General features: G+C 33.3%; 20 protein-coding genes, 2 tRNA genes and 1 pseudogene. 11 read left to right on the forward strand and 12 right to left on the reverse strand.

The window, feature by feature from the left end; genetic code table 11:
- Positions 1 to 344 precede the first annotated feature (344 nt).
- The 6 genes and pseudogenes from ACFEL1_RS07120 to mgtE all read left to right on the forward strand — a co-directional run bounded on the left by ACFEL1_RS07120 (position 345) and on the right by mgtE (position 7,064).
- Positions 345 to 1,034 (forward strand): DUF2278 family protein, encoded by a 690-nt coding sequence (locus ACFEL1_RS07120; protein ID WP_375330915.1) that lies wholly within the window; start codon positions 345 to 347, stop codon positions 1,032 to 1,034.
- Between the two features lie 39 nt (positions 1,035 to 1,073).
- Complete coding sequence (fumC, locus tag ACFEL1_RS07125) at positions 1,074 to 2,456, forward strand: class II fumarate hydratase (RefSeq protein WP_375330916.1); 1,383 nt, start codon at positions 1,074 to 1,076, stop codon at positions 2,454 to 2,456.
- Positions 2,457 to 2,549: 93 nt separating this feature from the next.
- Positions 2,550 to 3,522 (forward strand): annotated as a pseudogene (gene ftsZ / locus ACFEL1_RS07130) (cell division protein FtsZ); the annotation flags it as partial.
- 536 nt (positions 3,523 to 4,058) lie between these two features.
- The gene (locus tag ACFEL1_RS07135) at positions 4,059 to 4,928 is read left to right on the forward strand and encodes a TIGR01459 family HAD-type hydrolase (protein WP_375330917.1); all 870 of its coding nucleotides are present in this window, start codon (positions 4,059 to 4,061) and stop codon (positions 4,926 to 4,928) included.
- A gap of 389 nt (positions 4,929 to 5,317) precedes the next feature.
- Positions 5,318 to 5,402: transfer RNA gene (locus tag ACFEL1_RS07140), tRNA-Leu, on the forward strand.
- 291 nt (positions 5,403 to 5,693) lie between these two features.
- On the forward strand, positions 5,694 to 7,064 hold the full coding sequence (mgtE, locus tag ACFEL1_RS07145; protein ID WP_375330918.1) for a magnesium transporter: 1,371 nt from the start codon (positions 5,694 to 5,696) through the stop codon (positions 7,062 to 7,064).
- 93 nt (positions 7,065 to 7,157) lie between these two features.
- On the opposite strand, the gene ACFEL1_RS07150 is transcribed toward mgtE, so the two are convergent.
- A complete protein-coding gene (locus tag ACFEL1_RS07150) occupies positions 7,158 to 7,373 on the reverse strand; it encodes a palindromic element RPE1 domain-containing protein (RefSeq protein ID WP_342278801.1) in 216 nt (71 codons plus the stop codon).
- Positions 7,374 to 7,650: 277 nt separating this feature from the next.
- On the opposite strand from ACFEL1_RS07150, the gene ACFEL1_RS07155 reads away from it, so the two are divergent.
- Both ACFEL1_RS07155 and yidD read left to right on the forward strand, forming a co-directional pair.
- On the forward strand, positions 7,651 to 7,956 hold the full coding sequence (locus ACFEL1_RS07155; protein ID WP_342278800.1) for an HU family DNA-binding protein: 306 nt from the start codon (positions 7,651 to 7,653) through the stop codon (positions 7,954 to 7,956).
- A gap of 129 nt (positions 7,957 to 8,085) precedes the next feature.
- On the forward strand, positions 8,086 to 8,325 hold the full coding sequence (yidD, locus tag ACFEL1_RS07160) for a membrane protein insertion efficiency factor YidD (RefSeq protein ID WP_341762207.1): 240 nt from the start codon (positions 8,086 to 8,088) through the stop codon (positions 8,323 to 8,325).
- A gap of 69 nt (positions 8,326 to 8,394) precedes the next feature.
- Here yidD and blaOXA read toward each other — a convergent pair whose 3' ends face one another.
- From blaOXA to ACFEL1_RS07205, 9 genes are all read right to left on the reverse strand, one after another.
- Complete coding sequence (gene blaOXA / locus ACFEL1_RS07165; protein ID WP_375330919.1) at positions 8,395 to 9,183, reverse strand: class D beta-lactamase; 789 nt, start codon at positions 9,181 to 9,183, stop codon at positions 8,395 to 8,397.
- A 7-nt stretch (positions 9,184 to 9,190) separates the two neighbouring features.
- A complete protein-coding gene (locus ACFEL1_RS07170; protein WP_375330920.1) occupies positions 9,191 to 9,895 on the reverse strand; it encodes a cyclase family protein in 705 nt (234 codons plus the stop codon).
- A gap of 19 nt (positions 9,896 to 9,914) precedes the next feature.
- Positions 9,915 to 11,840 carry an NADH-quinone oxidoreductase subunit L gene (gene nuoL, locus ACFEL1_RS07175; RefSeq protein ID WP_375330921.1) on the reverse strand — a complete coding sequence of 642 codons (1,926 nt, stop codon included), beginning with the start codon at positions 11,838 to 11,840 and terminating at the stop codon, positions 9,915 to 9,917.
- Positions 11,841 to 11,845: 5 nt separating this feature from the next.
- Complete coding sequence (nuoK, locus tag ACFEL1_RS07180; protein ID WP_341757565.1) at positions 11,846 to 12,160, reverse strand: NADH-quinone oxidoreductase subunit NuoK; 315 nt, start codon at positions 12,158 to 12,160, stop codon at positions 11,846 to 11,848.
- Positions 12,153 to 12,767 (reverse strand): NADH-quinone oxidoreductase subunit J, encoded by a 615-nt coding sequence (locus tag ACFEL1_RS07185; RefSeq protein WP_375330922.1) that lies wholly within the window; start codon positions 12,765 to 12,767, stop codon positions 12,153 to 12,155. The genes nuoK and ACFEL1_RS07185 overlap by 8 nt, the downstream gene beginning before the upstream one ends.
- A gap of 2 nt (positions 12,768 to 12,769) precedes the next feature.
- On the reverse strand, positions 12,770 to 13,249 hold the full coding sequence (gene nuoI, locus ACFEL1_RS07190; RefSeq protein ID WP_341754835.1) for an NADH-quinone oxidoreductase subunit NuoI: 480 nt from the start codon (positions 13,247 to 13,249) through the stop codon (positions 12,770 to 12,772).
- Positions 13,250 to 13,338: 89 nt separating this feature from the next.
- On the reverse strand, positions 13,339 to 14,061 hold the full coding sequence (locus tag ACFEL1_RS07195; RefSeq protein WP_341763145.1) for a phosphoribosylaminoimidazolesuccinocarboxamide synthase: 723 nt from the start codon (positions 14,059 to 14,061) through the stop codon (positions 13,339 to 13,341).
- Between the two features lie 59 nt (positions 14,062 to 14,120).
- Entirely contained in the window at positions 14,121 to 14,762 is a 642-nt protein-coding gene (locus ACFEL1_RS07200; RefSeq protein ID WP_341762117.1) for an exopolysaccharide biosynthesis protein, read from the reverse strand.
- Positions 14,763 to 15,195: 433 nt separating this feature from the next.
- Positions 15,196 to 15,444, reverse strand: a complete 249-nt coding sequence (locus ACFEL1_RS07205; protein WP_375330923.1) for a palindromic element RPE1 domain-containing protein — start codon at positions 15,442 to 15,444, stop codon at positions 15,196 to 15,198.
- Positions 15,445 to 15,522: 78 nt separating this feature from the next.
- On the opposite strand from ACFEL1_RS07205, the gene ACFEL1_RS07210 reads away from it, so the two are divergent.
- Positions 15,523 to 16,830 carry a nitrate/sulfonate/bicarbonate ABC transporter ATP-binding protein gene (locus tag ACFEL1_RS07210; protein WP_341763147.1) on the forward strand — a complete coding sequence of 436 codons (1,308 nt, stop codon included), beginning with the start codon at positions 15,523 to 15,525 and terminating at the stop codon, positions 16,828 to 16,830.
- A 605-nt stretch (positions 16,831 to 17,435) separates the two neighbouring features.
- Here ACFEL1_RS07210 and tolB read toward each other — a convergent pair.
- The gene (gene tolB, locus ACFEL1_RS07220) at positions 17,436 to 18,764 is read right to left on the reverse strand and encodes a Tol-Pal system beta propeller repeat protein TolB (RefSeq protein ID WP_410521687.1); all 1,329 of its coding nucleotides are present in this window, start codon (positions 18,762 to 18,764) and stop codon (positions 17,436 to 17,438) included.
- A gap of 108 nt (positions 18,765 to 18,872) precedes the next feature.
- Positions 18,873 to 18,949, reverse strand: a tRNA-Val gene (locus tag ACFEL1_RS07225).
- A gap of 278 nt (positions 18,950 to 19,227) precedes the next feature.
- On the opposite strand from ACFEL1_RS07225, the gene cmk reads away from it, so the two are divergent.
- Both cmk and ACFEL1_RS07235 read left to right on the forward strand, forming a co-directional pair.
- Positions 19,228 to 19,890: a (d)CMP kinase gene (gene cmk, locus ACFEL1_RS07230; RefSeq protein WP_341763148.1), complete on the forward strand. Its 663-nt coding sequence runs from the start codon at positions 19,228 to 19,230 to the stop codon at positions 19,888 to 19,890.
- Positions 19,891 to 20,313: 423 nt separating this feature from the next.
- A complete protein-coding gene (locus ACFEL1_RS07235; protein WP_375330924.1) occupies positions 20,314 to 22,059 on the forward strand; it encodes a 30S ribosomal protein S1 in 1,746 nt (581 codons plus the stop codon).
- Positions 22,060 to 22,077: the final 18 nt, after the last annotated feature.

A 22,077-nucleotide genomic window follows, 5' to 3' on the forward strand; every position in this document is an offset into this window, starting at 1 on the left:
ATTAAGAATTAAAGATTTTTGGAAAAACATAAATAAGGTGATTAGCACCAAAACATGTAAAAATGATGGGGATATGCGGAAAAAGGAGAGAAGATGGAATTTGCGTTAGTATTTTTAACGCTTATTGATAATCGTGGATTTTTCAAATCATCTGATTCTTTTAACATAAAAATAACCTATAATTAGATAAAAAATGTTATGCCATATATTAGACATGTTATAAGTATAATATGGTAGGAAAAAGAGTCAAGTAATTTAAATATAAAGAATTTAAAATACGGTAGCACTTCACAAGCTTCTATAGTAGAATGAGCAAATCTACTCTGTATAAAAAGGTTATTAGTATGTTAAAAAATTATTCGTGTTTAAAGGGAATCGTATCACAGGATTTAGAAGATCATATAAAACACACAATGACTCACCATAATCTTATAGTACAAGCTAATGGATTAGACTATCAAGTAAATATAGACACTCAGTCCGATTCGATACCTAATGTTAAGGTGTACTATACTGATCAGTTTAGTAATGAACTATTAACTAATTTAAATAAACTAGGAAATGAAGGATTGTTTAGTTTGGATAAGTTACCTCGCGCTTCTAGGCTTGATTATCTTCGTAGTGGAATTTTAAAAGTAGCTGATTTAAAGAATATGCTACCGAAATCATGGCAAGAAATATCAGTTTTGTTAGACCAATATCTTATATGTGGTGCAAAAGTGTGTATTTTAGGTGAATCGTATTATAATAGTGAAACAATGCAAGAGATTCCTTATGGCTTACATCTAAGACAAACATATAATCATCTACCTCCTAGGGGTATACATGATATACATATGAACCAAGGTACTTCTTTAATGATGCCGCAAAGTGAAAGTAATGGTATTTATCAAGATGGGGCTATATTTGTAGAAACGCCTGATAACACAACTATGGCTTTTTTCTTTAAGTTTGCTGAGCAATCTTTAGTTACTGATGATGCAGGCAATCCTTTGAATGAAGAAGGTAAGTCAAAAACTTGGACAGATGAATAGGCTCTTAATACAGATAGGTAGGAAAAGGAAAAGATTGTTATGAAAAATTATAGAATTGAAACTGATTCATTTGGAGAAATTAAAGTAGATGATCAATTTTACTGGGGTGCGGGAACTCAAAGGTCTCTTGAAAATTTTAAGATAGGTAATCAAAAAATGCCTATCCAATTGATTAAGGCATTGGCAATTTTAAAAAAATGTGCAGCAAAGGTCAATAGGGAATTAGGTGATCTTAAGCCTGAAATAGCAGAATCAATAGATCAAGCTACCACTAGAATATTAGATGGGGAATTTGATGTTCAATTTCCTTTAGTAGTATGGCAGACCGGGTCTGGTACACAGACTAATATGAATATGAATGAAGTAATCGCCTCTATTGGTAATGAACAGCTAGTAGGTAAAAAGGGTGGTAAATCACCAATTCACCCCAATGATCACGTGAATATGGCACAATCATCCAACGACTCCTTCCCAACTGCTATGCATATAGCAACCGTACTTGCTAGTAAGCAACAATTGATTCCAGCCTTAACAAGTCTGCATTCGGCGTTAAATACCAAAGCTCAAGCTTGGAATAAAATAGTTAAGATAGGGCGTACTCATCTGCAGGATGCTACACCTATAACTCTTGGACAAGAATTTTCTGGATATGTAGCACAAGTGGCATATGCTATAGAACGGGTTGAAGAATCACTAAAAAGAGTATATTTCTTGGCACAAGGTGGCACTGCAGTAGGTACTGGTATTAATTGCCGTAAAGAATTTGCGATAAAATTTTCTGATAAAGTTGCCTCATATACTAACTATCCGTTCAAAAGTGCTGCTAATAAATTTGAAGCACTAGCTACTCATGACACATTAGTAGAATTCTCTAGTACCCTAAATACTATAGCGGTAAGTTTAATGAAAATTGCTAATGATATTAGACTGCTCGGATCAGGGCCAAGATGTGGTTTTGGTGAATTACATCTACCAGAAAATGAACCTGGTTCGTCAATTATGCCAGGTAAGGTCAACCCAACACAAATTGAAGCATTAACTATGGTTTGTGTTCAGGTCATGGGAAATAATCTTGCAGTAACTGTAGCCGGGTCAAACGGTTGTCTCGAGCTAAATACTTTTAAGCCTGTTATAATATATAATATTTTGCAGTCAATAGACTTAATGTCTTCTAGCATCAATAGTTTTGTTACGCACTGTATTGATGGGCTAGTACCCAACATAGAACGTATTAATAAGCTCAGAGAACAATCGCTAATGTTAATAACAGCATTAAATCCACATATAGGCTATGATAATGCAGCAAAGATTGCAAAAAAAGCCTATCAAGAAGGCATAACTTTAAGAGAAGCGGCTATAAAATTAAATTTTTTATCAGGTGAAGATTTTGATAGCTTAGTGCTAGCAGAAAATATGGTATAATTAGGGTGATACCTATAAGTATATTTTTTGGTGGAAATTTTTGTATTCTTTACTATACTAACAACAATTTAATTTAACAGGTAGAGTATTATTATGGCTTTACATTTCAAAGCACCAGAGAATATAGTTCTTAAACCAGTTATTACAGTATTTGGTGTTGGGGGAGCTGGTGGTAATGCGGTAAATAATATGGTACTTGCAAAATTACAAGGAGCAAATTTTGTCGTTGCTAATACTGATGCACAATCACTAGAACATTCTTTATGTGATAATAAAATACAGTTAGGAGTTGCTATTACTAAGGGTCTTGGAGCTGGTGCATCTCCAGAGATTGGTGCTTTAGCCGCTGAAGAATCAGCTGACGAGATTAAAGGATACTTAGAGGGTAGCAATATGGTGTTTATCACTGCCGGGATGGGTGGAGGCACTGGTACAGGTGCTTCTCCGGTCGTTGCAAAGATAGCCAAGGAACTAGGAATTCTTACTGTCGGAGTGGTAACTAAGCCTTTTCATTTTGAAGGAAAGCATAGGATTAGAACTGCCGAGCAAGGTTTACTAGATTTACAGAAATTTGTTGATACTTTGATAGTAATACCGAATCAAAATTTATTTCGTATAGCAAATGAGAGTACTACATTTGCAGATGCCTTTAAAATGGCAGATGATGTATTACATGCTGGAGTTAGAGGGGTTACTGATTTGATGATCATGCCAGGGCTTATCAATCTAGATTTTGCCGACATTAGAACGGTGATGAGCGAAATGGGTAAAGCTATGATGGGTACTGGGGAATCCTCTGGCGAGGATAGGGCAGTTAAAGCTGCTGAAGCAGCTATCTCTAACCCATTATTAGATCATAACTCAATGCGTGGTGCTAGGGGGGTTTTAATTAACATTACTGGTGGTACGGATATGACATTATTTGAAGTTGATAGTGCTGCTAATAGAATTAGAGAAGAAGTGGGTGATAGCGATGCTAATATTATTTTCGGCTCTACGTTTAATCCAGAATTAAATGGTGTTATTAGAGTATCGGTAGTTGCTACTGGTATTGATGCTGATCACTCAATAAGTAGCAAATCCCAACCTATTGAATTAATAGCAAGTACTACTACGAGTTCTGAACAGATGGATAGTCAGTCCAATTCGATAGAAACAACAATATTAGAAGAAATTCCAGATTTTGCTCAATATACTGGCGAAAAGGCTAGTTTAGTGGATTCTGAAACACAACATTTAAATTTAAGTGTTCAAGCAACATCAATTGATATGCTAAATCAGCAAACTATAAGCAGTAATGATGCAAAATCATCTTTACTAAGTAGAATGTGGAATTCACTCAGATCTAATACTACTCAAACTCAGGAGCAAATAAAAAAGCCTACACCGCCTATTCCTCAGAAGGATAATATAGAAGTTGATATCCATGATATTCCAACCTTTCTAAGGAAACCAAAATAATTTGTTAACATAATTTATTTTTTTATGAGAGATTTTTTAGGGTGGGCTTTTAAATTACCCTACAATTTTTAACAAATATATTTTACTAAAAATATTTATTGTCTATTATCATCAGATTATCCTATAAGTATAGTGTGTAAAATGACAAAACTAGATTTTAGACATATTTCATCTGTAATAGATGATTATGATGTTTTTTTATTTGATCTTTGGGGAGTGGTAGTAGAAGGTAACCAAATTTATCTCGGAGTAGTTGACAATATTAACAAGATACTTAAACAACAAAAGAAAGTTTTTTTTGTTACTAATGCCCCACGCAACACATTTTCCTTATTTACCAAAATTAACAGCTGGGGCATTAACGCAACGAAAGAAATGATTATTAGTTCTGGTGAAGTAGCAATTGATATGATACTAGAAAGTGATAAAAGATTTGGTATAAAAAATCCTATAGTTTATCATCTTGGTCAAGAAAGTAATGATCTTATGGAGGGATTACAGACACCTACCACCACAAACATAAATGAAGCTAATATTTTGCTGTTAACGCTTTATCGTGATGAAGAAAAAAATTTAAATTTAGATGAGTTTGACGATTTATTAAAAACTGCAGTTAAAAGAAACATGATTAGCATATGTGCAAACCCAGATCTTGGAATTAGGCAACAAGGAATACAGAGATATTGTGCTGGATACTTTGCTGCAAAAATAAAACAATTTGGTGGTGAAGTAATTTTTACCGGCAAACCCTATATAGAAATATATCATAAAGTATTAAACCAATTACCAAATATTGCATTGAAACGTATTCTTATGATAGGCGATACTTTCTATACTGATATTTTAGGGGCAAATAAAGTAGGAATTAATTCAGCTTTAGTATTAACAGGTAATGCTACAAAGTTTCATAACCAGTATCATACTATTGAAGAAAAAATGTACCATTTGAAAATTGCAGCAACTGAGCAGGAAGTAATGCCAAATTTTGTTATTCAATTGACTGCAAATTGACTCGGATACTTGAATACTTTGAAGAATTGGCTCTTGCAAATACTTGCGGGGTATTCGCCCACAACTGTTGAAAGTTAAAAAACCGTCTATTAGCGAGGAGACCGTAGGTCGACGAAGCAATATATGACAAGCTTCATGGATTGCCACGCTCACGTACGTTCGCTCGCTAATAGACGGTTTTTTAACTTTCAACAGTTATGCATTTTACCCAATTCGGGATAAGAATTGACAAATTCTTATCCCGAATTCGCGTATTTTCAAATCCAATTCGTAGGATCATTCGAGTATATATATTGATATTAGTAGAATAATTTGTTATATACACTATTTGGATTAACCAAAATTATTTAGGCTACAGGAATAATTTTATTAAAAACTTATTATTAATTGCGGTCGTGGCGAAATTGGTAGACGCACAGCTTTGAGGGGGCTGTTCTTAACAGAGTGGAAGTTCAAGTCTTCTCGACCGCACCAGTTTTCTATATACTCTCAACTTAGTTGTCTTATAAAACCTAACATGTTAGAATACAAGTGACTCATCCTTCTTGGCTATTGAGGGTACTTTTAGAAAATTCAGTATATATACTCAAATCATTTGAGTATACTCGGTGAACTTCAAGAATTAAGGTCGTCGTATCTAAAAATCGAAGCTGCTCCGTTACTCATGTATGCTCTGCTGCTCGACTTTGCTACTGCCTAGCTCTTCTTGAAGTTGACCTTCGTACTAACTCTTGAAATCATAGCAGTATACTCAAACGAGGAGTTATGCAAAATCAATCAAAAAATATGTTGTCGGTTCATCAAAACCAATTTGACGAAACATTTGAGCATATTAATAATCTTCTGAATAATGATGAATTTGGCAAAGCAATAGAGATTATGAGTAATCTACACTATGCAGATCTTGCAGATGTTTTAGATAATATAAATCAGAAAACATATAAAACAATTCTTCCTTTGTTACAGGATACACTAAAGCCTGAAACTTTAGTACAACTTAGCGTGAACAGTAAACCACTTATAATGCAAATTTTAGGTGTACAGAAAAGTGTACAGCTAATTAATCAACTTGCTATAGAAGATGCTGTTGAAGTTATCGAGGATTTTGATGATCTAACAAAAGAAATGATCTTAAATAATCTCAAAGCAGAAAAAAGACAGCAAATTATAGAAGGCTGTACTTACCCAGAAGATACTGTTGGTAGGGTAATCGAAAGAAATTTTGTGTCATTCCAAGAAGATTGGACAGTAGCCACGGCTATAGATTTTATTAGACACAAACATATAGCACAAGATTTTCATGCTGCTATTGTACTCGACAGTAAATACCGACCTATAGGTAGTATACTTCTAAGCACTTTACTGAAGCATAAAGGGGATAAGTTAGTAAAAGATCTTATGAATCCTGAATTTAAAATTACCGATGTATTTACTAATTTAAGTGAGTTAAGTTTTATTTTTAAACAATATGCTCTAACAATTGTACCAGTGGTGAATAAAAGTGGCAAGTTGATAGGTACTGTTTCAATAGATAGTATGCTTTACATCATTGAACAACAAACAGAAAAAGATATAATGTCACTCGGTGGCGTTTATACTCAAGATACATTTTACAATCTATTTTATACTGTGAGACACAGATTCCCTTGGTTATTTGTCAATTTAATTACTGCTTGTATGACATCGATAATTATTAACCAGTTTAGTATTACAATCTCAAAACTTATAACACTGGCAGCTATTATGCCTATTGTTGCTTCTATGGGAGGGAATGCCGGCACACAAGCCATGACAGTGACAGTGAGAGCACTTGCCAACAAAGATATTCACCATAATAACGTGCTGAGAGTGATTCTTAAAGAAATAGCTGTATGCGGATTTAACGGCTCTATACTGGCCTTAGTTGGGGCGCTATTAAGCTTAGCCATGCTTTCTGATCCAAATCTTAGCTTGATTTTCTCCATAGCCGTTATCCTAACTTTTCTAATTGCTGGTCTTTTTGGCTCAGTAATACCAATTACTCTACATTATTTAAATATTGATCCCGCCACTGGCTCAGGTGTATTCTTAACCACCATAACTGATTCATTTGCATTTTTTACCTTTCTTACTTTAGCTTATACCTTTTTGGTGTAAACTTGCCTTGTGATTATCGAGTTTAATTTAAAGTGCTACAAGAAGTATTGAAGTATTAGTTACTCACACCTTACGCATAACCCCCATGGCAATTTAAAAATTAGACTTCTTTCGAAACTCTACTTCTGCTGGTGATTTGTACGTCGATGCGGCACTCGAATCCTCACGTACATTAGAGTACGCTGCGGTTCTGCGTTCCGCGTCTCCTTCAAATCCCTCAGCATAAGCGAGTTTCGAAAGAAGTCTATTGTAGAAAAGTACAAGACGTCTATTAGCGTCACCGCTTTGCGGCTCTTCGCTAATAGACATTTATGCATTTTAAAAACAAACTTTTCTATCATTAGTTGTGGCTTTTAAACTGCCCTGCTTGAATGCTTATATGATGATGCTTGACAACCAGTAACAACAAATAGATATCTGTGTTAATAATATCAAAAAGAAACGTAAAGTGAAAATATTTTATAATATAGATAACTTTAATAGCTAATAATTATTGATTTACAACATCTATATCTATATCTTTACCTGATAGGCAAGCTATCATTAGCTGAATTAAATTAAACTAACTCACTTAAAGGAAAAATTTATGCACAAAGGTGAATTCATTGATTATATAGCAAACCAACAAAATTGTACTAAAGTTGAAGCTGAAAAGATTATAAATACATTTACCAATGCAGTTACTTCTATTCTTGCTGAAGGTAAAGACGTAATACTGATTGGCTTTGGTAAGTTTTACTCTAGTAAAGTAGCAGCTAGAGCTGGCAAAAATCCTAGAACTGGTCAGCCTCTTAAAATTGAAGCTTACGTTCAACCTAAGTTCTCTGCTGGTGAAAAACTAAAATCTGCCTGCAATGGACGTAAAGACTCAAAACTAAAAACTGCAAAGTAAGTAATATACTCAAATGATTTGAAGAATTGTTTTTTGAAAATATCATGGGTTCGCATGCTCACCATTCATTTTCAAATCCAATTCGTAGGATCATTTGAGTATACTCTTTTTGAGGTAACCATGATCAAAATGAAACATCGCTTTAATTTGTTACTCATACTTATTAGATTTTATCAATTCTTTATTTCCCCCCTACTTGGTGATAATTGTCGTTTTGATCCATCATGTTCAGAATATGCTAGATCAGCAATAAGAATGCATGGTAATATTAAAGGATTATGGTTATTTATTAAGAGAATAATTAGGTGTAATCCTTTCTGTCAAGGAGGATATGATCCTGTGCCTAATACTACCCAACCTGAAAATTAATTAGAAAAGTATAGAGCTACTCATAAAAACAAAATCTTCACGAAGCCTAATTTTTCAAATCATTTTTGCTCAGTCTTTAATCAAATGTAGTAATTTTTCTTTTGCCTCTGCTTTAGCACGTAGGCTTGCATAAGTGTCTTGCTTACTATCATATGTAATATGGTTTACAAATACAATAGTCCTATTATCTCTTTGAATCCAGCCAATAAACCATCCTTGCTGGAGGTCTAACTTCTTCGTTCTATTTTTATTAAGCTGAGAACCGTTGCCTGTTTTCCCATAAAGTTTCCAGCCGTTTGGTAGTTCCTCTATAAAGAGTATATTTTTTGTCATTTCATGAGATTTAAGACTTATTGGTAATTTGTTATCAATAAGATTCTGTAAGAACACGACTTGCTCTTCAGGTGAAATTTCCAACGAACTGGATAGCCATGAATTCGTTAATCCATTGTTTTTACCTTTATCACCTGAAACATTTTGATTCCCATAGTTAAATTTTATAACATAGTCTTTGAATTTACTCATCCCAAGCTTTTGCGTCAAAACTTGAGAATACCAAACACAACTATTTTGCATCCATGTTGTTGGATTGTGGGGCTGTTTCCACCTGTCAAGCCAATCTACATAACCTTCTTTAAATGGTAACTCAGGATGAGTCTCATCAACTAGCAATCCTTCTTCATATCCCATTAAACTAATGGCGATTTTGAACGTTGAGCAAGGTGCATAGCGTGATGCACAATCACCTTCTTGTTTGATAATTTTATCATTTTCTTTAACCAAAAAGCATTTGGTATCTGCCAGTGAGGATGTATTAAACAATAACTCTATGCTTAAATAGAAAATAAGTTTTTTCATTATACCCTCAAAAATTTAAATTTGTTTCTTCTTTTATTAAGCCAATAAGCCTTATCGGAGCTTCTGTTGCCCCTCTTACCTTAATTGGTAGAGCTAAGATACAGCTTCCTGTTATAGGTAGATTTGCCAAATTAGCAACATTTTCAACAATATATTTGCCATTGCCCAAAAACAATTTATGAACGGGAAATCCATCTGCTGGCCTGTCTAGTGACAAAGTGTCAATACCAAGTCCGCACACACCTCGTTTTGTCAGTATCTCCGCTGCTTCAACTGATATAGAAGGAAAAACGTGATTATTGCTATACTTTCCCGGATCACTCCAAAACTTTTCCCATCCTGTTTTGATCATCACAAAACTTCCCTCATTGATCATTCCGTATTGTTCTTCAAAATGTTCAATGTCCGTTAGGCTTAGACTATAACGCTCATGACAAGAGCTTGATACATCAATAACAACACAAGGAGCAAGCAGCTGCGATAATGGTATTTGGTCAATGGTAGTACTACTTGGAATACAGTGTGCTGGTGCATCCATATGTGTACCAATCCCGGCATGCATTTTGAACTGCTGCACGCGAAATTCTTCATTCTGTCGGCAGTCAGAATAATCCAATTTAACTTCAATATTAAACCCACAACCTCCACTCCACGAAGGAGTCTGCTCATCAAGAGTGTGTGTAAGATCAATAATTTTGTATGGAAAAATCATGACTATCCCTACTTCAAACTTACCAAAAAGAATCAGTTCGCAATATTCCTATTATAAAGAAAGTAATATAAACAACTATACATAAAACTATATATAAAGTGTAATTAAATACATAACCTGTCTGCGATCTACTCACCAAAAAACCAAAGTAATTTACCGTTTTGGCAAAGCTATTTGGACCAAATCTATCTATCACTCTTTGATCCATCAAATTGCATAACTTACTTAAGTTAGTTACTAATCTTACTATCACAAAGTCATAAACCTCATCAAAATAATATTTATGTACCAACAGCTTTTCTATAAATCCTATTTTTATTTTTTCTTTGATTCTTCTATAAAAATAAATCCCCAAAACAATACCTATTAGTCCCAAAACCATTGGTAATAATTTTATATAAAGAGGAGGATGAATTGTTAGTATTTGGTAAATATGAATATTAAATATACTATCAAGGAAATAACCATTTGGTTTGTCAAAAGACAATATATAATAACCTATCATTCCTACAAAAAAACTACCTGCCACTAAAAGACTAAGTGGTCCATTCATGATATTGGGTGATTCATGGACATGATTGATGTCAATAGTTAATCTAGTTTTTCCATGAAATACTAATAAGATAATTTTCATAGAATAAATGGCAGTCAGAACTGCAGCAAAAATTCCAAGAATAAACACGATAGTACCGATACCACCGCTACTATATGCTAGCTCTAAAATAGCATCTTTTGAATAAAATCCTGCTAAAGGATAAATACCTATGAGAGCTAGTGATCCAATTAAAAAATTACAATAAGTAATTGGCATCTTATCTTTCAAACCACCAATCTTAAAAATATTTTGTTCGTGACAAGCGTGAATTACACTACCAGCTGATAAAAATAATAAAGCTTTAAAAAATGCATGGGTGACTAAATGAAAAATACCAGCATTATAAGCTGACACACCACAAGCAAGAAACATATAACCAAGTTGGCTACAAGTAGAATAGGCAATAATTTTTTTTATATCATCTTGAACTATGGCAATAGTTGCGGCAAATATACATGTAATACCACCAATAATGGCAATAAAGTGCAATACCCCTATACTATATTCAAATAAATAAGAACATCTAGCTACTAAAAAGACCCCGGCTGCTACCATAGTTGCAGCGTGAATAAGTGCTGAAACTGGAGTTGGACCTTCCATAGCATCTGGTAGCCATATATGCAAGCCAATTTGAGCCGATTTGCCCATGCATCCCAAGAATAATAGCAAACATACCACGTCAATTACTGTTGCTTTAAAACCTAATATACTTAATTGTATATTAGATAATGACTTTGCTTTAGCAAATACACTAGTAAAATCAACTACACCAAAATAAACAATAATGGTAATAATCCCAAGTATAAAAGCAAAATCTCCTACCCTATTTACTATAAAGGCTTTAATTGCTGCTTTATTCGCCGCTTCTTTCTGATACCAAAAACCAATTAACAAATATGAACAGAGACCAACACCTTCCCAACCAAAAAATAATTGTAAAAAATTATCTGCTGATACCAAAGCTAGCATAAAGAAAGTGAATAATGATAGAAATGCTAGAAATTTAGGTAATCCATCATCATCTGCCATATAGCCAAGAGAATAAATATGTACAACAGCTGAAATCCAAGTAACCACTATAAACATAATAGCGGTTAGCTGATCGACGTAAATCGCCCAACTTACTTTCATGTTACCAACTTCTAGCCATTTTGCTAAAATTATATGAATAATGGCTTTGTTTACACCCACATTGTAAAATATAAACATAGATAATAAGGCCGATAAACTTATAGCAATAGTAGAAATGAAAGCTGCTTGTTTTTTGCTAAAACACTGACAAAACAAACCATTGATGATACCAGAGATTAAAGGTAACATTACTGTAAGTGTTGCTGCCGAAGCTATCATATCAATTAGCCCTTCATCTGATTTATATCACCCACTTCTATTGAGCCTTTATTTCTAAAATAAACTAGTAATATTGCAAGTCCTATTGTGGTCTCGGCAGCTGCTATTGTTAAAATTATTATACTAAAAATTTGCCCAGATATCTCATGTGCATAAGTAGAGAATGCCACAAAATTGATGTTTACAGCCAGCAGCATCAATTCAATCGACATAAGAATTGTTATAACATTCTTACGATGCATAAACAAACCAACCATCCCTATACTAAAAATGAGGGCCGACAAAGTTAAATAATGTTCCAAAGTAATAGTACTAATCATATTTGAGTCCTTCTATTCCCTCATTTAAATGTGGTTTGACCATTAATATGGAATTATCTTTATTTTTAGCATGCTGCTTAGCAATATCCTGCCTTTTAACTCCGCTGCGATGTCGAATAGTTAAGGTAATACAAGATATCATTGCCACAAATAGAATAATACCCAAAATTTGGAAAGGTAAGATATAATCGGTATATAATACTCGTCCAATGGCATGAGTATTAGTGATACCTGATTTTATCTCAAATTGGCTATTATCTAAAATTATATTTTTAGTACCTAACCAAATTATCAGGACAAGATCAGCAAACATAATAAGTGCAACAGCAATACTTATAAATAAGTTTCTTTTAAATTGTACAATAACATCGGTAAAACGAATATTCAACATCATTATAACAAACAAAAATAATACTGCTACTGCCCCAACATATATAACAATCAATATCATTGCTAAAAATTCTGCTCCTAGCAAAACCATTAGCCCCGAACCGTTACAGAAAGTAAAGATCAACCATAAGACAGAATAAACAGGGTTTTTACTGATGACTACCAAACAACTACTTATAACCATTAACCCTGCAAATAAATAAAAAAATATCTCCATAATTATCTATATTTATAATCATCATGTAGCTTAATTGCTAATTCTTGTTCCCACATATCACCATTTTTCAGCAATTTTTCTTTGTCATAAAGCAATTCTTCATGGGTAATAGTAGCAAATTCAAAATTAGGGCCTTCCACTATAGCATCAACTGGACACGCCTCCTGACATAAACCACAATAAATGCATTTAGTCATATCAATATCGTACCTAGTGGTACGCCTACTACCATCTTCTCTTTCTTCTGCTTCAATAATAATAGCTTGAGCCGGACAAATTGCTTCACAAAGCTTACAAGCAATACAACGTTCCTCACCATTAGCGTAACGTCTTAATGCATGCTCACCTTTAAATCTTGGGCTTATCCTTCCCTTCTCATAGGGATAATTTATAGTTACTTTAGGTTTGAAGAAATACTTCAAAGTTAGACTAAGCCCTGAGATTATTTCAAATAAAAAAAAAGACTTTAGATAACTAATTATTCTCATTTTATTATACACCAAAAATTTGTAGCACTAAGCATGTTTACAATTTATTTTTTTCTTCCTAGAGAAGGTTTTAGGTATACTACTTAACTTATATAAGTTCTATCTTTTAATAAATCAGCTATTGCCTGATAAGATTTCAGAGCTTTTTCTGGATCACTGGCAATCATTTCTGCTCCAAGTTTCTCATTATTATTCATATTCCATAAACGACAATTATCAGGGCTAATTTCATCAGCCAACATTACCATAAATTCCTCACCATTAAACACTCTGCCAAATTCTAGTTTGCATTCAACAAGCCTTATACCAATACCTGTAAATAATCCACTTAAAAAATCGTATGTTCTTATGGCTTTATGTTTTACTTCATCAATTTCTTGTTTACTTAACCAACCAAAATTTAGTATTTGGTGTTCATTAATTATAGGATGTTTTAACTCACTACTTCTAACTCTAAAATCGATAATTGGATGATCAAACACGTATCCTTCTTCCATAGAGAATTCTTTTACAAACCTACCGCAAGCTACTGTAGAAACCAATATTTGAATGGGGAAAATATCTACAGATTGTATTAATTGCTCACGCATGTTAATTTTTTCAATTAGGTGGTTATCTATTCCTACCATATCAAGTCTGCTCATTATGAAGGACGAAATATTATTATTCAGCACCCCTTTACCCGAAATATCAAAAATCTCTCCGTTTTCTAAAGTAATTTTGTCAGTAAACGCCATAATAAAAGCAAAATCTTCTTGTGACTGATAAAGAGCTTTACTTGATCCTTGATATAACTTTTGTTTCATTTGAAAAAGATTCTATAGTAGCGGCTTTCACCTTTTGTACAAATTTAATATTTATTATATCAGAAGAATAGATTAAATAAATATTTAATACTAATCCAGCTAGCAGAGATTGCTATAAAAGCTATAATAAGTCCAACTATAGAGGTAATAAATCCAAGAACTATAGTTAATCCATCTCGGTTTAAAAGACCTAATGCCATTATTGTAATGCCCAGTGCAGGTATGGCGTTAGTTAGAGGTAAAGGTATTGATATAGCAATAGAGCAAATCAGTGATATTAAACCAATAAATTGTTCACAATATATAGAGGCTGCGAAACTAAATCTTGGTCGTATATATTTTTCTACAAATTTAATCTTTGGTACAATCTTGTCACTTATATTAATAAGTATATCATTGCTAATTTGATAATTATTAATTTTGGATGGTAAAGAAACTTGTCTAAAGCCAAGCAACATCTGCATAGATAGAATCATCAAAGGAATACCTACTATAGTAGTAAAACCTGGAGGATACGGCAGCGGAATTGCAACTGGTATTGCAAAAAAAAGTATCGTTAATAGAAGACCATTTTCATGAAAATCAACTAATAACTCACTAATTCTAGTCTTTTCTTTTTTTTCTTTTTGTCCTAATTTATAAAAAACACTAGATACTGTAGTTCTATCTAGTTGTTTATCTTTTGATGCAATGTTAAACATTTTTACTTAATTTTCTTGTAAATTATACTATATTTTAGATTATTAGAAAATAATTAATAATCAAAGAAATTAATTCCATCAATAATTTTCTTACGTTAGGTTATCTCAAAACTATGATTTTATAGTAATTGAGAAATGCACTACACCCCAATTCGGGATAAGAATTAGTTAATTCTTATCCCGAATTGGCTTTAATACAAGGAAAAATGCATTCTTAAAGTGGTTTTGCGAATGCATTTTAAACCTTTCTAAAGCTAAAAACACGATTTTAATCTTTTAAAATCATGTTTTTAGCAAAATATTAATTTAACAATCAGATGCAGAGCCGTCTCAAATCTGATTGTTTCGATAATTTTACCGAATTTGGGATAAGAATTGACAAATTCTTATCCCAAATTCGCACACTACGGAATGTAGCACAATTGTAATGGATTTAGCAAAGAATATTTACTTTATTATCATTAGACTTCCTGCATAATTCTACTTTTGCTGGTAATTTGTGCGTGATACCGGTACTCTGCTCCTCACGTACATTTGAGTACGCTGCGGGTCGAGGTTCCGTGTCTCCTGCAAATTCCTCAGCAAAAGCGAATTCTGCAGGAAGTCTATTAGTTAACTTCAGTTTTGAATTAAAATTTTTAATTTTAATCCAAAACTGGCTAGAATATTCAGAAAAATGCATTCTTGAAGAGGCTGACGCGGGTGCATTTTAACTTTTTTTATCATTCAAGTTGATCATTTTACAAAAAGAGTAAGACCTATGAATAATAATTTACTTGAATTAATATCAATTACACAAAGTTTTACAAAAGATGATCATAGTACGCAAAAAATACTAGATAATGTTACTCTAAAACTAAAACCTAATGAGATAGTTGCGATACTAGGAAAATCTGGATCTGGAAAATCAACATTACTAAGAATTATCGCAGGTTTTACAAAACCAGTTAAAGGTAAAGTAATACTAAATAAAAAACCTGCTTTTCGTGATCGTTGTGATATTAGTATGATTTTCCAAACATTTGCACTTTTTCCATGGTTGACTGTTTTTGAGAATGTTGAGCTAGGTTTAAAAAGTTTCAATATTTCTGAGTATGAACGTCGTAAACGTGCATTAGAGGCCATAGATATGATAGGACTTGATGGTTTTGAGTCAGCATATCCAAAAGAATTATCAGGTGGTATGAAGCAACGAGTAGGTTTTGCTAGAGCATTAGTTCTCAGACCAGAAATTCTACTTATGGATGAAGCTTTTTCTGCTCTTGATGTTCTAACTGCTAATACCTTAAAGAATGATTTTCTTGATCTGTGGAGTAGTGGAAAAACTCAAATGCAGTCGGTGGTATTGGTAACTCATTCGATTGAAGAAGCAGTAACTATGGCTGACAAAGTGTTAATACTTTCATCTAATCCTGGGCGTATTGTATCAGAATTAGCAATTACCCTCCCTCGTTTACGTGATGTTCAAAGTATGGAATTTCGTACTATGGTAGATAAAATTTATGCTCTCATGGTATCAGCCTATGAAAAACCACCTTTGCCTGTTAGTAATAAACAGAAAGCTATTGTTGGCAACATCGATCAAAAAATTCATTTGTCGGTAAATGAACTGATCGGTAGCATTGAGGCACTTTCTGCATCGCCATATAAAGGTTCTGCAAATTTATCAGAATTATCTAAGATTTTTCACATTAACAATATGGGGGAAATTTTACATATTGTTGGAGCTTTACAAATATTAAATTTTGCTAATGTTACTTCTGAGAGTATAAAATTAAATAAACATGGCAAGCTTTTTTTCACAAGTAGTTTAGAAGATAGAAAAAAAATGCTTGCTCAGCATTTACTTGACAATATTCCTCTTGCATCCTACATTTGTGAAATTTTACATCAACGTTTAGATCATAAAGCACCTCTTTCACGTTTTAAGACACAGCTTGAGGATACATTATCTAGTGAAGATGCCACTATAACTTTAAAGTCTATAATAGGTTTAGGAAGATATGCAGAAATCTTCTCCTATGATGATAATAAAAAGGTTTTTAGCTTAGATAATCCAACAGCTTGAAAGTTGAATTGTATATATCGTATTATTTAACCTCAATTTCGGATTAATAGACTTCTTTCGAAACTCTACTTCTGCTGGTGATTTGTACGTCGATGCGGTACTCGAATCCTCACGTACATTAGAGTACGCTGCGGGTCGAGGTTCCGAGTCTCCTTCAAATCCCTCAGCATAAGCGAGTTTCGAAAGAAGTCTAATACCATTTCTGAAAACTAATCATCACGTTGTCGTACTTCATGATCTCCGCTCCTCACGTACTAGTTGTACGCGAAGGTAGCCGACACTCGTACTCCGAGTAGCAATTTAGTTTTGGGAAATGGTATAATAACCTGAATTCGATGTAACAAGTTACATCGAATTCGGTATTATATATAGAAACAATCAGGTTTGAAGCGGTTCTACACCTGATTGTTAAAATATAATACTCCATTCAATATGTGATTTTAATAATTAAAATCACATATTGAATGATGAAAAAAGTTAAAATGCACCCGCAGAACCGCTTCAAGAGTGCATTTTTCCTTATAATAAAGCCAGTTCGATATAAGAATTATTAATTCTTATATCGAACTGAGGTTATAATATGTTTTTAAGATATAAGAACCTAGTCAATTTAACATTCTTGACCACTCAGGATCAGAAGCATCTTGAGGAGTAAGAATCTCTCTTTCGTTATAACCGGTTAAGTCAATGGAATATATACGATTTCTACCAGCTGTTTTGTTTCTAGAAGGCCAACCTTTAGCAAACATAATTATCCTACCATTGGGTGACCAACACGGACCTTCAACTAGATAGCCACTAGTTATAATTCTTTCACTATTCTCATCACCATAGGAAAGTGCTTTCATCACTCCAATGGTAAAACCCTCTCCTTTAGAAAGTTTAGTAAAGGCTATATAATCTCCTCTAGGTGACCAACTTGGTGCAGTATACATTCCCCCGCCAAAACTGATACGTTCCACATTTGAACCATCAGAATTCATAATATATAATTGTCTTGATCCACTTCGATCAGAATTAAAAACTATTTTACTGCCATCCGGTGAATAGCTAGGAGAGGTATTAATACCAACACCATGGGTCAACTGCTTAGTCGCCATATTATTCAGATCAATTTCAAAAATATGAGTAGCTCCATTTCTTGCTATTGACATTATAGCCTTGTCCCCTTGAGGTGAGAATCTTGGGGCAAAGGACATGCCAGGAAAATTACCAACTAGTTTTTCTTTACCTGTTTTAAGATCACGAATGTAAACATGTGGTTTTTGCTTTCGTACATACGATAAATACATAATCTTATCTGCTTGCGGAGAAAATCTTGGGGTAAGAACTAGATTTTTACCGTCTGACAGATATTTATGATTAGCACCATCATGATCCATCATAGCTATTTTCTTTACCCGTTTTAGATAAGGTCCACTTTCTGACACATATACTATTTTTGTATCAAAATAACCCGAATCTCCAGTAATTTTCTCATAAATTTTATCAGCTATTTTATGTGCTACTCTACGCCATAAATGTGGTGCTATTTCAAAAATCTCACCTATAAGATCTTTTTCTAAGCTTACATCCCATAATATAAAACTAACCTTTAGCTTGCCAGAAGATAGCTTAGTAACCTCACCATTAATTAGCAGATTAGCATTAATTTGTCGCCAAGCAGCAAAAAGAGGCTTATGTTTTACCCCTAAAATTTGTTCTATAAAAGAAGCCGTAGAAATTGGGCGAAACATGCCAGAACTCTTTAGGTCATTAGATACTACACTAATTATATCAGCACCAATTACACTATTCGCACTATCATCTGCATCAAATTTATTAATAGCTATCGGCATTGGATCAACATGTCCTCGCTCTATAACTATAGTTTCTATGGCATAACTATTGAAGTTAGCAACTAACAACAGTATAACACAAAAATACCTGACCACTAATACCACCTAGATCTTTTTTTAACAATATTTAACATCAATTTGTATTTAGGTTCTGTCGCCAAAAACAACCTAAATACAAATTGATATTAATATATAATAAAAATTTGGTGGGCGATAGTGGATTCGAACCACCGACCTTTACGATGTCAACGTAATGCTCTAACCAACTGAGCTAACCGCCCTTGCTTTTCTGATTTAATTTTATACTTAAAACAACAAAGTATACTCTTCTGCTTTAAAGAATTGCTTTTTCAAATACTTGCAGAGTCTATCTCGTACTCACGTAGCAGATGTACACCTAGTCCGGTTACCCCTTGTTTATTGTCCCAATTCTTCAAATCATTTGAAATATATATCAAGTTTTCATGGTAACATGTCTAATCTATAATAGCTTCAATTTCAAGTTTTATTTGCATTATTTTAAATATTCAGCTAGAATTCGGCATAAAATTATAAGTAAATGACCTTAAAATCTCAAGCTTTTAATATTAGCAATAATTTTGTAGTGGCACTGGATGGTCCAGCAGCATCGGGTAAGAGTACAATTGGGCAAATGTTAGCACAAAAACTTAAGCTTACTTACTTTCAATCAAGTATTGTATATAGAAGCCTTGCTATTTCTTGTATAAACCAAAAAATTGATCTTACTGACATAAATGGAATAATTGAATTATCCAAATCTACGGAATATGTACAAAATTCAGAACTTGATAGTGAGATTGTAGGTAATGTAGCATCAAAAATTGCTATTATACCGGAAGTAAGAAATAACCTAGGGAAATATCTAGGAAAATTAATAAAAACAACTCCTAGAATTATAATGGAAGGTAGAGATATTGGAACAGTAGTGGCTCCAAATGCTGACTTAAAGATTTTTATCAGAGCAGATATTGTTATTAGAGCAAAGAGAAGATATAAAGAGTTGCAAGAAAAAGGAGGAGAATATATATTTGATACAGTTTTGGAACAACTAAAAATAAGAGACAAACGAGATATAGAGCGTGATATTGCTCCAACTCTTCCTCCACAAGGAGCTTTAGAAATTGATACTTCTTATCTATCACCAAAAGAAGTGATTGATAAGATCATGGAGTTTATTTCAGTTAACGCGAATTCGGGATAAGAATTTGCCAATTCTTATCCCAAATTCGGTAAAATTATAGAAACAATCAGATTTGAGACGGCTCTGCATCTGATTGTTAAATTAATATTTTGCTAAAAACATGATTTTAAAAGATTAAAATCATGTTTTTAGCTTTAGAAAGGTTTAAAATGCATTCGCAAAACTGCTTTAAGAATGCATTTTTCCTTATATTAAAGCCAATTCGGGATAAGAATTGACAAATTCTTATCCCGAATGGGGGTAGTTAGGTAACATCAACATATTTTATGTGCCATAGGTTGTTTTATCTACATTTTATTAACCATTCATAGTTAATTTAGTTGAATTTGATTACTTAAGGCGAAGAACAACTTGCTTATGTAAATTCAGGTCAATTAACTATAATTTTTATACTAGACGGCACAACTAGTATTAGAGAATAATATGCAAAAATTTAAGAAAAAATTTGTTTCTCAACTTGCTGAAATTAGCATTCAATCTCACGAAGATTTTGCACAAATGCTTGAAGCCGTAAGTACTAGTCACGTAAAAGAAGGTACTGTTGTCAAAGGTCAAGTAGTAGGGATTGCTAAAGGCATTATCATAGTTGATGTTGGATTAAAGAATGAAGGCAGAGTTCCTATAGAAGAATTTGCTCTAGCTAGTAATCAACCTTTACCAGAAGTTGGCGAGATAGTTGATGTATATATTGAGAAAATTGAAGGACGTAACGGTAGAACTATATTAAGTCGTGAAAAGGCCATTAGAGAAGAATCATGGGGACATTTAGAAATTGCATGTGCCAATAAACAGTTTGTTGATGGTATAATATTCGGACGTGTTAAAGGTGGATTTACTGTTGACGTATCAGGGGTTGTTGCCTTCTTACCTGGAAGTCAGGTAGATGTTAGACCAATAAAAGATATTGCTTCGTTAATGGGTATCAAGCAGCCATTCCAAATTTTAAAGATGGATAAGAAACTTGGTAATATCGTAGTTTCTAGAAGAGCCATACTTGAAGAATCAAGATCTGAGGCTAGAGACGAAATGTTATCGAAAATTAAGGAAGGAATAATATTAGATGGTACAGTAAAAAATATCACTGATTACGGTGCGTTTATTGCTTTAGGTAATTCAGGTAATGTAGACGGTCTATTGCACGTTACTGATATTTCATGGAGCAGAATAAATCACCCTTCTGAAGTTTTATCTCTAGATCAAAAGGTTAGGGTTATAGTTATAAAATTTAATGAAGAAACTAAGAGAATTTCACTTGGTATGAAGCAACTTGATCATAATCCATGGCAAAGTATAAAAGAAGAATTCCCAGTTGGCAAAGTAATGACTGGCAAAGTAACAAATATTGCTGATTATGGGGTATTTATTGAATTAAAAGATGGTATTGAAGGACTCGTTCATTCAAGTGAAATTAGCTGGGTAAAATCAAATCAACATCCTAAGAAAATGCTTACTATTGGTCAAGAAGTTCAATTCACAATTCTAGAAGTTGATACCGATAAACATAGAATATCTTTAAGTATTAAACAGTGTCAAGATAACCCAATTATTGGGTTTGCACATAGTCATCCAATAGGTAGTATAATTAAAGCACCAATACGAAATATCACTGACTTTGGTATGTTTGTAGCACTTAATGACAACATTGATGGTATGATTCATGAAACAGATATAAGTTGGGAAGGCAATGGTACTGAGCTGTTAAAAACATATAAAAAGAATGATCAAATAGAGTGTAAAGTATTATCAATTGATATTGAAAAGGAACGTATAAGCTTAGGTATTAAACAACTAAGTTTTGACCCCCAGCAAGATGAATTTGACATGTACAAAAAAAATACGGTCGTTACTTGCTCAGTTACTGAAGTTAAAGATGATGGGATAGAAGTTATTTTAGACGACAAAATACCGGGCTTCATCAAAAAAGCTGATCTTTCTAGTGAAAAAGCTGATCAAAAAACTGAAAGATTTGTCCCTAATGACAGAATTGATGCAAAAATCATTACCATTGATAAGGCATCTCGTAAAGTTACTTTGTCAATAAAAGCACTTGAAATAGAAAAGAGAGAAAAAGCTATCAAAGAATATGGTTTTGCTGATAGTGCTGCTAGTCTAGGGGACATACTTGGAACAGCTCTTGACAATAAAGGAGACAAGAACGGTAAAACTTGATATTTATTAGATATCTTT

This window comes from Candidatus Tisiphia endosymbiont of Oplodontha viridula (assembly GCF_964264865.1).
Taxonomy (GTDB): Bacteria; Pseudomonadota; Alphaproteobacteria; order Rickettsiales; family Rickettsiaceae; genus Tisiphia.